Origin of the sequence: Nostoc sp. (assembly GCF_036917535.1) — a bacterium.
Taxonomy (GTDB): Bacteria; Cyanobacteriota; Cyanobacteriia; order Cyanobacteriales; family Nostocaceae; genus Nostoc.
This window is the reverse complement of record NZ_JBALDA010000083.1, coordinates 17,063-34,043: the sequence shown is the minus strand read 5'-3', so window position 1 is coordinate 34,043 and position 16,981 is coordinate 17,063. Positions and strand designations below refer to the sequence as shown.

Genomic DNA, 16,981 nt, shown 5'->3' with positions numbered 1-16,981 from the left:
TCCTCCCCAGTTTCCAGATTCCAAAGTTTGAGTGTGTTGTCAAATGAAGCAGAAATCACTTTCTTGCCATCGGGGGTGAGGGCTACTGCACTTACCGAGTAGCTATGACCTTTGAAAGTCCGCTCATTCTCCCCAGTTTCCAGATTCCAGAGTTTAAGTGTGTTGTCATCTGAAGCAGAAATCACTTTCTTGCCATCGGGGGTGAGGGCTACTGCTCTTACGAAGTCGCTATGACCTTTGAAAGTCCGCTCATTCTCCCCAGTTTCCAGATTCCAGAGTTTAAGTGTCTTGTCATCTGAACCAGAAATCACTTTCTTGCCATCGGGGGTGAGGGCTACTGCTCTTACCGAGTTGCTATGACCTGAGAGGGTGAGAAGTAAACTTCCGCCAGGGGAAATTAAGTTAGATGTTAACGGACGCAACCAAGGTAAAACTTGCTGCTTTGCTACTTCCAGCATTGCTTGAATTTCCGGTACTGCAAAGTGCTGCATTCGCCCCCACAATTGCCCTGCCAGTTGCTTTTTATCTTTTACTAATATATGCGCTGACAATCGCAACGCTCCTTGAATCAATTTCAGCGTTTTGACTTGCTCTGAATTATATTCTGGGTTGTTTAATAGTTCTGAGTCGTTAATTAAATTATAATCCTCAATGAGTGACTGCACACCAAAATCAGAATGGTTGACTTTAGCATTGATAAAATCAAAATCAGTCAGTCTTTTATAAAATGCTTTCCATTTTCCTATCTTTGCTTTAACACGAGGGTCAATAAGGATGGTTCGCTGGTCGCTTAAAGATAACTGGGCAAATTTTTCATCAAAACTATTCATCTTCGTCCTCACCAGGTTTGAGGCTTGCCCACAATTGGTCATTAGAGTCGGAAATAAGACGCTGAACCTCTTGCCAATCAATATTATTGCTCTTTTTTTCTTTTTTGAGAGTCGGTTGCTTGCGGAGGAAATCTGCAAAACTTTGATGATAAATTGAATAGTAGTCTTCCTGATTTTGTTTTTGTCTTCTCAAGAATTCTAGCCACTTATTCAAAAGCTCCAAAACATCATATTCATTTTGACCAGTAATGCGGGCAATGGATTCACAGGAAATCGGTTTACCTACCTCAACCAGTACACAGAGGATAATCGCATTTGTCCGCTTGTCTGGAGTATCCATTTTCATCTGCTTCCAATGCTGTTCATAATAACCCTGAAGTTTTTCAGGTAATTCTTCTAAACTTAAGTCTTGATAATCTCCTCTAGCAATACTTGGTAAGACATAGTACAGATACATAAAATTGTTTTCACTTTTTTGTGCTACCTGCTCAATAAAATATGGCGGCTGAACATTCCGTTTTTGAATCCATGCCTTTAAACCATGATGCTCTGGCTCATCATTGATAAATGTACTAATGTACTCTTTGACATCTTTTCGATTCCAGACCTCATACTTATTCGCTGTTAAATCCAACTGCTGCTCTGGAACTTCTTCAGTCAACAAGCGCTTTTCATTTTGGGCATAGCGTCGCCTAGTTAACAGAAAATATATCTTCTCTGGCAAATTTTTGGGTAAATCTAAAAGATTTCCTGACCCTGGTTGTTCGACTTCATCGAGTGCATCAACCGCAATTACCAAGGGTTCACCAGTTGCTAGCTTTTCATTTACTTTTGTCAGCAAAGTAGGTAAATTATCATTCTCTGCATTCTGTAACTGATAGCGATTCATCAGTTGTTGACGAATACTTTGCAAAAATTGGTCTGGTGTGTTGCGACCTTCTGCCCGAATATTGAAGTAGCAGATAGCTTTGTATTTAGATACAGATTGGGCTGCGATCGCACTTTTCCCCATCCCCGCATCCCCAATCACGGTAAAATAACCTTTAGGATGCTTTTTGAGGAAAGCATCAAATTCATTAAATACAAATACCCGTCCGCAAAATGCCTTAGTTTTTTCTTCGATTAGCGCTTTAAACTCATCTGGATAAAACGACTGTTCTGGAGGTTCTGTAAATTTATTCAGGTGTTCTTGAAGTTGTACATTCGTTATAACTTCTCCAGGATTGATAGAACGTTTTGCCACACTGAGAAAAACTTGATGAAATTTCTCAACCTGAGCTAAGTCTATTTTTGCTTGTTGTGCCTCATCTTTTAATGTATTCCATTCCTCATTATCAATAGCCAATGCCTTTTCTGCAAAAGCCTTATAAAAAGCTTTTTTAATCTCTTTATTTCTAAAAAAATTGAGTATATAATCAGCTTTAAATACACCATATTCTACCAAAGCATAAGTATAAACACCTTCAAAATCTTTGGGAGGCTGTATTGAATCGAGATTTAAACGTTTTAAAATTTTAATAATATATTCGTTACGTTGAGCCTGCTGGATACCAAGAGAAACAGTAGCAGGTGCAATAGCTTTAATAGCATTAACTACAGATACGGGGTCAATATTCATCTTTCCTATAGTGGGAGCAGGCTGTGATACCTTTACCTTATCGCATATTCACTTAGGAATAATTTCATAAGTTCAAAGCAAAAAATTGCCTTCCATTTAACCTCTGCGTTTTTCTGCGCCAACCTTTGCGCTCTTTTGCGTTTAAAAATATTACTTTTTTAAACGCAGAGGTTTGCTAAATAGTGCAAGATGTGATGTAGAGTTATGTGTGGTGCGATGGCGTACCCGCCCGCCGGAGGCGATCGCTAACCTATACTAACTCACTAGCGATCGCCACTTTTTTCTCCATCACTCTCAATGTACAAGTAGTTCTTGTCAAGATTGCAACATTCCTCATCAACATTACAACATTTATAAGCAACATTGTAATATTCCTCATCAACATTACAATATTCCTTATCAAGGCTGTAACATTCCTCATCAACATTACAACATCCATAAGCAACATTGTAATATTTCTCATCAACATTACAATATTCCTTATCAATGCTGTAACATTCCTCATCAACATTAGAATATTTCGGTATAACCTATTTCCCAGTCAGACATATTTGCTGCACTCTTTGGGGAAATTGCCGACACACTTGCTGAAATCCTTGAGGATTAATTTGCCACAACCAATAAAAGAAGTTATCTGGGTTGATTCCGATTATGACGGTGATAAAGAAAGCGCTTTCAGTTTGGCTGATGATTCAAGCTCATGTTGAAGTCATAGGGCGTACTGAGCAAGAATGGAAGGTTTTGCCCAAACGTTAAGTAGTAAAAAGAACATTTGGTTTGTTTAACCATAACCGTTGTCTCAGTAAGGATTATGAACGTCTCCCAGAAATGAGTGAAGCTGCCATATCTGCCGTTATAACTGATTAATTTTGTATTTCTTATTCCCAGCGATCGCTTCATCTGTTAAATGAGTATTTTTATACTAAAACTGGGTATTACAAATAAGTACTTTTGATTAAATAGGTTTTCAAAGATGATTTTAAGCTTTAGAAATACTAGTGCTGTGTGTGCCGTATTTTTATTAGTCAGTGTCAGCAGCTTTCACAAGTTAGCTATAGCAAGTATAAATAACCATTCACAACTGATAGCACAGCAGAGTAAAATCCAGCTACATCCAGTTTTTAAATCTATTCTGCCCAAATTAAAGCAAAAGACTCAAATTAAGATTTTATTGCCAAAGTTTATTCCTGAGTCGGATGGCGAAAATCCAATTTACGCGATTATAGAAGCTGTTACGCAAAAAAAGTACGAGATTTTACTCGGTTTTAGTCCCGACTGTAATGGTGGAACTGCTTGTCGTTTGGGTGTCCTTTCCGCTGAAGCTGTAACCCGCAAAACACCCCGCCTGACTGGTAAATCTGTATCCTTAGCTAAGGGTATCACTGGCTATTTTGTAGATTTTACTTGTGGTGCTAATTGCTCAGATGCTACCTTGTCTTGGAGACAACAAGGTGTGCAATATATTGTTGGGTTGAAAGCAGGCGATCGCACTTCTTTAATAAAAATGGCTAATTCTGCGATTAATCCCTAGCTAATGTCAGAGTTTGATTTTACTTCCCAGCGAAATAACTGTGGTGATTGAGACAGATTTATAGCGTAGCTAACAATCCACAGCACCAATTCATACCAATTCAAAATTCAAAATTCAAAATTAAGAAAGCCAGACAGAACAAAGGTATGTCCGTATGTATCTGTCGCATTCTTTTTTCAAATTGGTATCAAAAACCAATAAATATCGTACCCACAGCAACTCGCTTTTAGAACCCAAAAGGTTTTTGGCTTAAACAAACCGTATTGCCAGTGACAAACTTAAGCGAATTAATCACTGAAGCGATCGTTCAACATCTACAGGGTGTAAACAGCCGTTTACAGGTAGTTGAAACAAAGTTAGGGGAGTAGAAAGGGGGAGAGCTTCTGCTGTCTCCCCTGAACACTACAAAAAATTAGAGACTAATTTAAAAGGAATAAAGAGTGAGCGTAAACAGTTAAAAAGCCAAAACTCTCTCTTAAATGAAGAGTTTATTGGAAAAAATCAATAATATTCACCATTAAAGTTAATATTGCCAATCCTCCTAAAATAGCTAAAACTTGAGTAGTTCTATCACTTTTAGCGAGAATTTCTGAGTAAGATAGTTCATGATTCTGAATCAGTAAAAAGGAATGAGGATTAAATAAAAAAGGGAACAAACGATTCAAAAGTAAGCGTAGAAAGAAGTTAAGACTCCATAATTGCTTCTGTAGAAAGTCTTGATTATATTGCCAAGGATAACTAATTTGTGCTAAACGGATTAAGGCTTTAATATCTGGTTGACGTAAGCTTTCATAGCGAGGAAGTGCTTGAGAAAGATTATCTTGAGTTGCTGCCAAAATTTCATGAATTTGATAGACATCTTCTAAGGCTGAATTAACGCCTTGTCCAATGTCGGGAGGAAAACAATGAGTTGCATCTCCCAATAAAATTACCGCTGTTCCTTGGTTATCTTCAGGTTTTCCCCAAATTTTATACAACCCTGAACAATATTGAGGAATAGGAAATTTACCCCCATCACTAGATGTAAATCTAGCTATTTCTTCAGGAGAAATAATCTTTTCTAGGGGAAGCTGAGGAAATGCTTCTTTTAGGAATTGTTTAACTTCTTCTTTGGTTTCTAATTGCCAGATTTGATGATCTGGGTAGGTAATAATATTTGCAGTTCTTGGTCTATGAGGATTTTTAAAGGGTAATAATCCCAGAGAAATTGCTTTTTTACGCCCTTTAAAAGTAGATCTAATGGCATAAGCCATTGTAGTTTGTGCTAAATCTCCTTCTGACTCTGATAAGGGAAATTGAGGAGGTAAAGTGAGAATTTTGTATTTTAAACCGGAACTAGGAGAAGGAAACTTTTGCATTTCAAAGGAATGTGATTGACCTTCCATTTGATGAAGAGTTTCACGCACAATAGAGCTTAAGCCATCACAACCTACTAACAGAGTAGGAATAAAGCTCAATTTTTCCTGAGATTGAGATTGGGTAATAATTTCTAAATGCTCTACATGTTGTTTAATTTCTACACCTTCAGTATTAAATAAAACCTGAATCGAATTTTGCCAATGTTGATGAATTTCTTGGTAAAGTAACTCTACAAAAGATGCTCTTGGCAACCAATAGGCAGTCTTGCGTTTAGAATCAACAATGGGTAGTTTCGTTGTTTTGCGTGTGCCGTCTTTTTGAATGAGAGTCAAATAAAATTCGGTATTAGGGACACTCAAATCAGCTAGTTTGGCAGTTATTTCTAACAAATCAGTTAATTTTTGCCCTCGACCATCAATTTGATAACTAAAGGATTTATCTGGTTCGTAACAATCTGCTGATGGTCTTTTTTCAATAACTGTAATATCTTTCCAACCTCTTTTCGCTAACATTAAAGCTGTGCCTAATCCTGCCGGACCTCCTCCCATAATGACAACATTTTTCTTGTCGGAATGATTCATTAGACCTCTTGCAAAAAAGTTTTGTGGTATATTACTAGGCTAAACAATTTTCTAAAATTTAACTAGCCTTCAATTGCCCCAAACCATCGCAGCACTTTCATGTGCATGGGAATCAGTCAACGCAGTTTCAAAACATCACCCTTAGCAAGACAGATTGTAACCCAGAGCAATTCAAGTTTGAAAGAGAAAAGTCACGCCCAGTCGTAGTTAATTTCAAGGCTGTAACAGTAACATCGGATACAGGATTAAATTTCATTACGGAACTAGATCGGAAACGAAAAATCAGATTCCGGTTGGCGTAATGTTTTAATGATTACCGAGATATCAATCGGATTGATCATTTAATTAATGGCTTAATCCCACAACAAATATACAGTTTGATAATGGGTTATGAAGACCTCAAGATCATGAGCAGTTAAGGCATGAGATGTTAAGGAAGTCACGTCGCTTCTCTACAAGATGCTGCGCGTAGCAAGATCCCTAAAGGGGTACACTCCAAATTCAAAATTCAAAATCCCCATAAATAAATTTAGTTGCTCTGTATTTTTTTCTTTATCGGTCATGAAGGTATTTTATCAAGCTCTAAAGTTTGTGGCTTGAGTAAATAAATATACTTAGTCTCTACAAGAAAACATCTACTAAGGAGCTACAAAAAATATTTCACCTTTTATTTGCTCTATTTTCTTGTATTACATGAATAATCGATGGCACTAAAGAAATAACTATAATTAATCCAATAATTGGTAACAAATACTTATCTACCTGTTCAGCTGGCAGAGATTTTCCTAAGAAAAATCCTAACAGGGTAATACCGAATGTCCAAAGAAAGCCACCAATTAAGTTGTAAGACATAAATGTGCGATAATGCATTGCACCAATCCCAGCCACAATGGGCGCGAAAGTCCGTACAATGGGTAAAAAGCGTGCTAAAACAATTGTTTTTTTACCGTGCTGGTGATAAAAGTTTTGAGTTTTCACAAGATGTTTTTTATGAAACAGCCATGAATCTTCCCTATTAAATAGTCTTCTACCAAATTTATGCCCAGTCATATAGCCAACATTGTCACCTAAGACCGCACAAATAAAAGCACCAAAAATCAAAACCCAAATGTTCAATAAATTCTGAGATGCAGCAAATCCAGCGGTGAACAATAAGCTATCCCCAGGCAGAAAAAAACCAATTAACAAGCCAGATTCAGCAAAGACAATCGCCCAGACCCCAAAATAGCCGAGTGATTTAATCAGTTGTGGTAAATCCAGATGCATATAATTTTTACTTTTCAACAATAGATCCACAACATCTTAACGTTCAGCAATTTTATTGGATAAAAAGTAATATTAAATTTATGTAAAGTTATTATGTAATCTGGGAAAATATAATGACAGATGACAGGTTTTAGGTTAAAGGTGCAAAAGACAAAGATATTTGAAAGTACTAAGAATATTTTGGGGTGCTTAATTGAGAGATGATTTAGCAAGTTATAAAATTTCTTCCCCTGCTTCAAGAGCACCCCCTGCCTCCCCTGCCTGCCTAAATTCATCCCCCTGTTCTGCAACGCTAAAATATTTTGGGGTGCTGCGATCGCAGCAGAGTTTAAATATCGTGTTAACTTTTTCATAGCTATCCTTAGAGATATGAAAAATCATCAACTTCCTCCTGGAAGCTTCGGTATACCAGTATTAGGTGAAACACCCTCCTTTCTATTCGACCGCGATTTCACTAAAAAGCGCTATCGCCAGTATGGGCCCATCTTCAAAACTCATCTTCTTGGCAGACCGACTGTAGTGATGGTCGGGCCGGAGGCGTTAGAGTTCGTTTTGTCAAGCCAAATGGAGAATTTTTCTTGGCGCGAGGGATGGCCTGATAATTTTAAGACATTACTGGGTGAATCACTTTTTCTCCAAGATGGAGAAGAACACCGCAAAAACCGTCGCTTGATGATGCCGGCATTGCATGGCCCAGCTTTGGCGAATTATGTCTCCACAATGGAAGATATTACACGTAGTTATCTGCAAAAGTGGCAGAAAAAACAGGAGTTTGCTTGGTTCCCAGAATTTAAACAGCTGACGTTTGATATTGCTAGTCAATTGTTGTTGGGTACGCGTCCTGGGCCGGAATGTATACGTTTTAGCAAGTTATTTGCAGCCATCACAAATGGACTGTTTGCGATTAATCCGTTGCCCTTACCATTTACAACATTTAGTAAAGCTATAGCTGCTCGTAATCAGATTTTAGAGCATCTAACTCAAGTTGTCAGAGAACGTCAGCAAAATCCAACAAAAGATGCTCTGAGTTTATTAGTGCAAGCCCAAGATGAAGAAGGGAACCGAATGAGTGAAAAAGAACTCATCGCTCAGGCGTTACTATTACTCTTCGCTGGACATGAAACTACTACTTCGATGCTGACTTGGTTGTGTGTAGAGTTAGCGCGTCATCCAGAAGTACTCGAAAAAGCTAGAGAAGAACAATTGCAACTTGCAAGTAAAGGTGATTTAGATTTAGAACAATTGGGGAAAATGCCCTATTTAGAGCAGGTTTTGTGGGAAGTTGAAAGATTGCATCAACCTGTCGGAGGTGGGTTTCGTGGTGTGATTAAAGACTTTGAATTTAAAGGTTATCACGTTTCTGCTGGTTGGCGATTGCTTTATTCAATTGTGACAACTCATAGCCTAAAGGAAATCTATCTTGAACCAGAGCGCTTTGATCCAGAACGTTTCAGTCCCCAGCGACAAGAACATAAAAAGTATCCTTTTAGTTTAGTTGGTTTTGGTGGTGGGCCACGTATCTGTATTGGTATAGCCTTTGCCAAAATGGAAATGAAGATTGTTGCTGCTCATCTTCTACGCAATTATCATTGGGAGATATTACCCAATCAAAGTTTAGAAACTGTGTTTTTTCCTAGCAATCGTCCTAAAGATGGGTTACGGGTTCGATTTCAACCTCGGTGAAATGTTTTATGACATCCCAAATAGACATACATTTACCTAATGAAGTTTTACAACGCTGGCAAAATGTGAAAGATTTTGTGAGCGGAAGCGTTAACTCTCTAAGTAACTCAGCACAACAAGCTGGTGAGTCTTTAAAGACAACAGCCACTACCACAACTGATAGAGCAATTGATACAGTTACAACAAGTTTAGAGCAAACTTGGCAAGCTGCTGATAAATTTAAGAGTACAACATCGGGAGCAGTTAAAGATGCGATCACATCTTCTGTAAGTGATTGGTTAACACAACACCCGATATTTTTTCGATTAGTTCAAATACTAGGTTGGGCGGCTAACCATCCAATTATTAGCGTAGTAATTTTGCTGTTTGCACTTGCTCTACTTTGGAGCATCATCAAAGCAATTGTCCGTTTAATTGAGACTGCTAGTTGGTCAATACTCAAAGTTCCGTTAAAATTGCTTCTGGCTTTGTTTCAAGTTAGTTTTCTATTCTTAACTCAAGTTGGGAGTTTTGCTGTTCAACGAATTACAGGTGCTAAAAAAGCTGATAACCTACCAGCTTTACTACCTGAAAGTTTTCAACCAAATAAACAACAACGATTAGCAGAAATTTCTAGTCGCTTAGAAGCAATTCAAAAGGAACAAAATGAGCTTCTACAAGAGGCAGCAGACTTGATTGCTACCGATACAATTGATATAGAAGTATCAAAAATTAAACAGCTAAAAAGCGCTGAATCACATCTTGGCTAAGTTCGGCTGTGGAACCGGAGGCGACAATACCACCTTTTTGCATGGCGTAATAGTAATCAGCCTGACGGACAAAGTGTAAATGTTGCTCTACTAATAAAACCGAAATACCTGTGGTTTCGATGATGCGACGGACTGCGGCTTCAATTTCTAAGATGATGGAGGGTTGAATACCTTCAGTAGGTTCATCTAAGACGAGTAATTGAGGTTCTCCCATTAAAGCACGTGCGATCGCTAATTGTTGCTGCTGTCCTCCACTTAAATCACCACCCATCCGCGAAAGCATGGTTTTTAACACCGGAAATAAACTAAAAACTTCCTCTGAAATTTCTGCTTTTTTTACTGGTTTGCGTCTAGCTTCCAACCCCAGTAGTAAATTTTCTTTAACTGTTAACCGAGGGATAATCTCTCTTCCTTGGGGGACATAACCAATTCCCAACTTTGCCCTTTGGTCTGGGGATTTAGAGTTGATTAATTCTTCAGCTAAATTAATAGTACCGCTGCGGGGTTTGAGTAAACCCATGATAGTTTTTAGTAGGGTAGTTTTTCCGACACCATTGCGTCCAATTAGGCAAACCATTTGCCCAGATGGTACGCTCAAATCTACATTGCGGAGAATATGGCTTTCGCCGTAATAAACGTTAAGATTAGAAATTTTTAGCATAAAATAATTTTTAACTGTTTATTTTTGATATTAAGTCTCTAACTAGCAATGCTCATTTATTAAAAGTCTGGTTAATCTCTTATAGGTTGTTTTAAAAATGGTTAGCTATGATTTGAATTGCATTTTTACCCCCCTTAATCCCTCTTTGGAAAAGGGGAAGACTAATACCAAGTTGCAATCTAGATGTAGTATTTCTCCCCCTGGTTCCGCTGCTCTTTTTGCCTGCCAAAACTAATATTTTTGAATGCAAATCGTTATAGGTAATCCAGTTCCCTCACCTTTCTAAGGGGAGCCACTGCGGTCTTGGGGTTTCCCCAAGTGGAGCAAGTGGCGTGAGGGTTAGGGTGGGGTAATCAAATATTTGATACACCACCACAGATTTTTCAAACATCCTCTTATAATACCTGATTGCGAATGCAACTAAGTAGGGGTAATATGACAGACTGATAGCCATTTCCATAATCTGAAAATAACGTATGCAGGAGGCAGAGGGCAGAGGGCAGGAGGCAGGAGGTAAAACTATTGCTAACTCTAGCATTCACCCCATCCTTATGTCCTAATCTGTGTGACTACGGCTATATCTCTGCAAGAATCGCTATCGCTTCTCAAAATGGCTCGCATTAAGTAATCGAATGCAAGATGCTAAAAATAGCACCTTGCAAACTGTATCGCTTGGCTCTCAAAGAGCGCTAATTACGATGATTAAACAACCACAAAATTGTTTTCACTAACTGACAATCCAGCAGATAGTTGTGCAAATTTGACCTGAGTAAACCCAGACGCATTGCCATCAAGGTCAAAGAACAGTCCACCTGTAGCACTGTTATAGATAAATCGTTGATTGCTTGTGGTTGCAGATGTTCCAAGGGTAAACTGACTTGCCTTAAGTGAACCTGGTGATAACCCGCCGCCAAAGGCAGCAGCCGATACCTGAATCAGTTCATTAGTCGCGTTGAAATCATAAATACTGTCAACACCTTGATTGTAACTATTGTAAACAAAGGTATCAGTACCAGTTCCTCCATAGAGGGTGTCATTACCAAAACCACCTATAAGAATATCATTCCCACTCCCACCATAGATTGTGTTCTTACCAAAGGCGCTAGAGGCGGAGATATAATCATTGCCAGCACCACCATCCAGTAAGTTATCACCTTTTGAATTACTAGCATTCAAGTTATCGTCCCCAGTGCCACCGTTAAGGGTGTTATTACCTATGGAACGAGACTCGTATGTGATGGAGACGTCGCGGGGTGAGTACGGGTCGCTGGGAGTATAGCTGTAGTAGCCAGATACGGAGAGATAATCATCGCCATCACCCCCAGAGAGCAAATTATTGCCTGTTGAACCGTCAGCATTCAAGGTATCCTTACCTGCACCACCATTGAGGGTATTATTGCCTGTGGAACGAGACTCGTAGTTTCCGTAGTTATTTCCTTTATAGTAGCCAGAGATGGAGAGATAATCATTGCCATCGTCCCCAGAGAGCAAATTATTGCCTGTTGAACCGCTAGCACTCAAGTTATCGTCACCAGCGCCACCGTAGAGGGTGTTTTTACCAGACGAGCGAGAGTTGTATTCGTAGTCTGGGTAGCTAAAGCTCTCGTAGCCAGAGATGGAGAGATAATCATTGCCATAGCCTCCAGAAAGCAAATTATTGCCAACAAGGGAGTCATTTCCCGTACCACCAATGAGGGTATCATTTCCCACACCACCAATGAGGGTATCATCACCCGCACCACCTCGCAGCAAATCGTTTCCACTCAAGCCATCGATTTTGTCATTACCACCTTGCCCATTAACTACATCATTTGAGTCTTCTAAACCCGTAATGTTATTGTTGAGGTCATTGAAAAAAGTTACTGTGTTCTTGATCCCCAGGCTAGTCTCAGTAGAGTTAGAATCGAGGACATTAAAGCTGTCGGTGATACTATTTTGCCCGTCAAATAGGATATTACCAAGAGCTGGTTTTGCTCCAGACGCTTTCAGATTCTCCAAGTTTTCTAGTTTGAAGTTTTCCAGGATAACTATGGTATTAACATTCCCTTCAAAGGTGATTTCTAGATCGTTGTCATTCTGGGTCAGCAGTAAATTTTGAGCAGTTAATCCTGCGCCCTGGAATTTAATGGTGTCCACTTCAGCAATAACTGCTGCTGTCGGGTTAATTCCTTTACCTATGCCACCGAAATCAGTGATTGTATCAGTGTCATCGCCCATGTTGTAAACAAATTTATCCTGGCCACCGCCACCAGTTAAAGAATCATTCCCAGTACCACCAGTTAAAGTATCATTACCAGTACCACCCTCTAGTAAGTCGTAGCCACTGGTTCCAATGATATTTGCCATAATTTTTACCTACCTGGTTCCATTTTTTCAGTAATTTCAGTTCTCAACCTTGAATTTAGTGCTGTTTTCGGGCACAAAATACTTACCGAAATAGACGTTTTCGGCATACTTTATACATTAAGAATTAGAAACAGTAATATTCATCAAAGATTCACCCTATGAAAAGGCTTTTCAGTAGTATTGATTTTTTCTCAAACTATCTAAGTTGAATGGCACTGTACAAATTAATCAGGGTGTAAATTCAAGTCAATAGTTAACTACTGACAAATAAGAAGATTTTTATACCCTCGTTTTAAGAATTTTTGCGTGCATATCTACCTTAAAAATACAGAATATCTAAATAACCTAACACTAACCATATACTATCGTATTTACTTAGATGTCTTTGCTTAAAAACACGTCTAAAGCATATTCTTCACATTATCCCTCTTAAAAGAAACAAGGCAGGAGGTAGGAGGAAAGAGGGTTTTATTCTGCTGACCTATTTAATTAATGTATCAAATATTTTTTTACCCCTTTTGGCGATGGCTTTTGGTCAAATAGATTTAGAGGGGGTACGTTGTTGCCTTGGATAGGTAAATACTGCTTTTGTTGTGATTTGGCGAACTTTTTTGATTGTGCCATGATCATAGTTGACTCCAATTGTAGGGGTTAAATGAAAGGCGATGTCTGCGACGGGCTACGCCTACGCAAACTCTTGGGCGAGGGCGATCGCCTTTCTTATTTTAATTTGTAGTATGTTTTTATACCTTTAAATAGGTTTTAAATATTTTTACATAGTTTAAGCATGAGGAATTAGTGTAAATTTTTGTGCGATGTCTCTTGACTCGCCGATGCAGTGTCTACGCTTTGTTTGCATTGCTTCAATTCTTGCGTTCGCCCTACAGCCCTTCTCCTCAAGGAGACGCTACGCGTAGCTTGCTTCCCCGCAGGGGTACGGGCATCCTACGGCAGGCGTTGGCAAAGCCATCGCTTTTGTGTTAATAAAAGCAAATTTGCTAAGTTCCTATATTGAATTTGGGCAGTCGTTTATTGAATTCGGGCAGTCGTTTATTGAATTCAGGCAGTTGTTTATTGAATTCGGGCAGTCGTTTATTGAATTCGGGCAGTCGTTTATTGAATTCGGACAGTCGTTTATTGAATTCGGACAGTCGTTTATTGAATTCGGGCAGTCGTTTATTGAATTTGGGTAATCTCCAATAGTTTACATAAACTTACTTAATATATTTGTAATAAATAAATAAATTTATACTGAATTATGCGGGTGTCAATTAACCCTAATTCTGTCTATTCTAGTGCTGTACAGTTCAGGGTATAACTCAGTTTTTGTCCTGGCGCATTATTAATAACAGGAAAGTGATTTATGTCACGTCCAAAACGTGGGTCTAAAGTACTTGATAGAGCACAGCGTCGGATTGCGGCTTTGAAATCGATCAGTCCCACCTTAGACTTAGGCAATGGGGTAACAATTGACTCCTTTGCAGCCCTCATCAAAACAACCCAAGACAAATTGGAAACTTATAACTCAAGCCTCTCCACCGTGGATCTGACTCAGGGAGCCTTAGAAGTTGCCGAAAAGTCGCTGATGGAGCTAACAGAACACATGTTACTCAGTGTAGCTGCAAAGTATGGCAAGAATAGCGATGAGTACAAAATGGCAGGGGGCGTTCGTCGAAGCGATCGCAAGCGTCCGGTGCGAAAGCCTAAGCAAGAGGCTGTTGCTTGATAAATCTGGGTTTTACCCCACCCTAACCCTCCCCTTGGAAAGGGGAGGGAACTGGATTTTCTTGTTTCCCCCAATACATCGGGGAGCCACTGCGTTGTGGTGAGGCTTATGATGTATACCTGTTTGACTTTTGACTTTTGAACGCCAGTTGCTTCAAGTCGGGGAACCCGCCCAATGCACTGGCTCCTTTTGACTTCCGCCTTGCGGTAGTAGTTGCTTTGTTTAGTGATTTTAGCAATAAACATTATCATTCTTGTAATAATTATCCCAAATAGATTCTATAACCCGGATTTTTCACCACATCTCTCAAAGCCTTATAAAACCTAGATTTATGCGTTTTGCACTGTGCTAAAATTATTAGCCGCGAAAAAGGCTTGAAATCGGTTTTGGTAAAGATTACGAGATAGGCGATGCCTGCGGCGGGCTACGCCTACGCAAAGCTTGTGAGAAATGCGGGTATAAACAGCCTCTTACTCAGCCAAGAAGTTATAATATCAATCAAATATTAGACTTTAGGCAATAATGCCAAATACTAGTGTGGCAAGTTTACTAGAGCAAGGACACAACCAACTTGATCAAGGAGACTACCAAGCAGCTTTACAGATTTTTCAGCAAGCTGCTGTACTGGAACCGCAAAACCCCCAAATAAGTTATGGGTTGGGTCTGACTTGTTATCATCTGGAACAATACCACGAGTCTATTGAATACCTGAACCAAGCTTTGAGAATTAAGCCAAACTACGTTTTGGCACTAGTATGGCGAGGATTGGCTTGCCAAAAAATTGACCAAGCGCAGCAAGCACAAGCAGATTTTGATCGAGCGATCGCACTTACCCCCCAAGATTCAGAAGACTGGCGAGGTAGAGGAATTGCATTAGATAAATTACAACGCTACGAAGAAGCTGTTGCATCTTTCGACCAAGCCATTGAATTTAAACCAGACTTCGATGTGGCTTGGTACAACCGGGGGAATGCGCTGCGGAATTTGGAACGCGACGAAGAAGCTGTTGCATCTTACGACAAAGCCATTGAATTTAAACCAGACTACGATGAGGCTTGGAACAACCGGGGGATTGCACTGGACGAATTGGGACGCTACGAACAAGCTGTTGCATCTTACGACAAAGCCATTGAATTTAAACCAGACGACGATGTGGCTTGGTACAACCGAGGGATTGCGCTGGACGAATTGGAACGCTACGAACAAGCTGTTGCATCTTACGACAAAGCCATTGAATTTAAACCAGACTTCGATGTGGCTTGGAACTACCGGGGGAATGCGCTGCGGAATTTGGAACGCTACGAAAAAGCTGTTGCATCTTACGACAAAGCCATTGAATTTAAACCAGACTTTGATGTGGCTTGGTACAATCGGGGGTTTGCGCTGGACAAATTGGAACGCTACGAACAAGCTGTTGCATCTTACGACAAAGCCATTGAATTTAAACCAGACTTCGATGTGGCTTGGAACTACCGGGGGAATGCGCTGCGGAATTTGGAACGCTACGAAAAAGCTGTTGCATCTTACGACAAAGCCATTGAATTTAAACCAGACTTTGATGTGGCTTGGTACAATCGGGGGTTTGCGCTGGACAAATTGGAACGCTACGAACAAGCTGTTGCATCTTACGACAAAGCCATTGAATTTAAACCAGACTTCGATGTGGCTTGGAACTACCGGGGGTTTGCATTGTGGAATTTGGGACGCTACGAACAAGCTGTTGCATCTTACGACAAAGCCATTGAATTTAAACCAGACGACGATAAGGCTTGGTACAACCGGGGGTTTGCGCTGGACGAATTGGGACGCTACGAACAAGCTGTTGCATCTTTCGACAAAGCCATTGAATTTAAACCAGACTTCGATGTGGCTTGGAACTACCGGGGGTTTGCACTGTGGAATTTGGGACGCTACGAACAAGCTGTTGCATCTTTCGACCAAGCACTGAAAATTAAACCAGACGAGGATTTTGCTTGGAACATCCGGGGGATTGCGCTGGTGTCTTTGGGACGCTACGAACAAGCTGTTGCATCTTTCGACCAAGCACTGAAAATTAAACCAGACGACGATTCGGCTTGGAACATCCGGGGGATTGCGCTGGTGTCTTTGGGACGCTACGAACAAGCTGTTGCATCCTACGACAAAGCACTGAAAATTAAACCAGACGACGATTCGGCTTGGAACATCCGAGGGATTGCGCTGGGGAATTTGGGACGCTACGAACAAGCTGTTGCATCCTACGACAAAGCCATTAAATTAAAACCAGATAAGCATGAAGCTTTGATTAACAAAGGAAATGTACTCGTTAAGTTAGAGCGAGATACAGAAGCCATTGAATTTTATAATCGCGCTCTTAACTGTATAGATCCTCAGTGGTGGGAAGCTTGGAATAAGAATCAGGGTTTAGCAAACATATCTGCTCTAAATAAGGAAGCTGCTGTAAAAACTTCGGGACATATACTAACACCTAATGAGCGAGGAAGTAGCAGCAAATTCCATCCTGAAAAATTGAAACAGTTGCAAGATTACATGATGCAACAACCAAGTCTTTTCTCAAATTTATCTGAAGCAAAAAAAAAGCTATGAAGAAGCCCTTAAGTTCCTGACATTTGATAAGTTTCCAGAGGAACA

The 16,981-nt window shown here is 39.8% G+C and carries 10 protein-coding genes and 4 pseudogenes; 7 read left to right on the top strand and 7 right to left on the bottom strand.

All coding sequences use genetic code 11. The annotated features are described in order from the left end of the window. A pseudogene (locus V7K56_RS27385) lies at positions 1-830 on the bottom strand (hypothetical protein); the annotation flags it as partial. Further along, on the bottom strand, positions 823-2,448 hold the full coding sequence (locus V7K56_RS27380; protein WP_334915586.1) for an NACHT domain protein: 1,626 nt from the start codon (positions 2,446-2,448) through the stop codon (positions 823-825). The pseudogene V7K56_RS27385 and the gene V7K56_RS27380, both read right to left, overlap by 8 nt. Positions 2,449-3,074: 626 nt before the next feature. Between V7K56_RS27380 and V7K56_RS27375 the strand changes: the two are divergent. After that, positions 3,075-3,315, top strand: a pseudogene (locus V7K56_RS27375) (transposase); the annotation flags it as partial. Between the two features lie 106 nt (positions 3,316-3,421). After that, on the top strand, positions 3,422-3,979 hold the full coding sequence (locus V7K56_RS27370; RefSeq protein ID WP_334915583.1) for a hypothetical protein: 558 nt from the start codon (positions 3,422-3,424) through the stop codon (positions 3,977-3,979). Between the two features lie 488 nt (positions 3,980-4,467). Here V7K56_RS27370 and V7K56_RS27365 read toward each other — a convergent pair whose 3' ends face one another. Further along, positions 4,468-5,919: an FAD-dependent oxidoreductase gene (locus V7K56_RS27365; RefSeq protein WP_334915581.1), complete on the bottom strand. Its 1,452-nt coding sequence runs from the start codon at positions 5,917-5,919 to the stop codon at positions 4,468-4,470. Between the two features lie 134 nt (positions 5,920-6,053). Here V7K56_RS27365 and V7K56_RS37265 point away from each other — a divergent pair. Further along, a pseudogene (locus V7K56_RS37265) lies at positions 6,054-6,352 on the top strand (transposase); the annotation flags it as partial. 227 nt (positions 6,353-6,579) lie between these two features. Here V7K56_RS37265 and V7K56_RS27360 read toward each other — a convergent pair. Both V7K56_RS27360 and V7K56_RS27355 read right to left on the bottom strand, forming a co-directional pair. Beyond that, complete coding sequence (locus V7K56_RS27360) at positions 6,580-7,185, bottom strand: DedA family protein (protein WP_334915579.1); 606 nt, start codon at positions 7,183-7,185, stop codon at positions 6,580-6,582. Positions 7,186-7,398: 213 nt separating this feature from the next. Further along, a complete protein-coding gene (locus tag V7K56_RS27355; protein ID WP_334915577.1) occupies positions 7,399-7,566 on the bottom strand; it encodes a hypothetical protein in 168 nt (55 codons plus the stop codon). Between V7K56_RS27355 and V7K56_RS27350 the strand changes: the two genes are divergently transcribed. Beyond that, on the top strand, positions 7,555-8,868 hold the full coding sequence (locus tag V7K56_RS27350) for a cytochrome P450 (RefSeq protein ID WP_334915575.1): 1,314 nt from the start codon (positions 7,555-7,557) through the stop codon (positions 8,866-8,868). The genes V7K56_RS27355 and V7K56_RS27350 overlap by 12 nt on opposite strands. 8 nt (positions 8,869-8,876) lie before the next feature. Continuing rightward, positions 8,877-9,617 (top strand): hypothetical protein, encoded by a 741-nt coding sequence (locus V7K56_RS27345; RefSeq protein ID WP_334915572.1) that lies wholly within the window; start codon positions 8,877-8,879, stop codon positions 9,615-9,617. On the opposite strand, the gene urtE is transcribed toward V7K56_RS27345, so the two are convergent. Both urtE and V7K56_RS27335 read right to left on the bottom strand, forming a co-directional pair. Next, positions 9,580-10,278 (bottom strand): urea ABC transporter ATP-binding subunit UrtE, encoded by a 699-nt coding sequence (gene urtE / locus V7K56_RS27340; protein WP_334915570.1) that lies wholly within the window; start codon positions 10,276-10,278, stop codon positions 9,580-9,582. The genes V7K56_RS27345 and urtE overlap by 38 nt on opposite strands. Positions 10,279-10,980: 702 nt before the next feature. Then, positions 10,981-12,618 (bottom strand): annotated as a pseudogene (locus V7K56_RS27335) (calcium-binding protein); the annotation flags it as partial. A 1,369-nt stretch (positions 12,619-13,987) separates the two neighbouring features. On the opposite strand from V7K56_RS27335, the gene V7K56_RS27330 reads away from it, so the two are divergent. Continuing rightward, a complete protein-coding gene (locus tag V7K56_RS27330) occupies positions 13,988-14,350 on the top strand; it encodes a hypothetical protein (RefSeq protein ID WP_334915565.1) in 363 nt (120 codons plus the stop codon). Positions 14,351-14,872: 522 nt separating this feature from the next. Next, positions 14,873-16,936 carry a tetratricopeptide repeat protein gene (locus V7K56_RS27325; protein WP_334915560.1) on the top strand — a complete coding sequence of 688 codons (2,064 nt, stop codon included), beginning with the start codon at positions 14,873-14,875 and terminating at the stop codon, positions 16,934-16,936. The last annotated feature ends 45 nt before the right edge of the window (positions 16,937-16,981 follow it).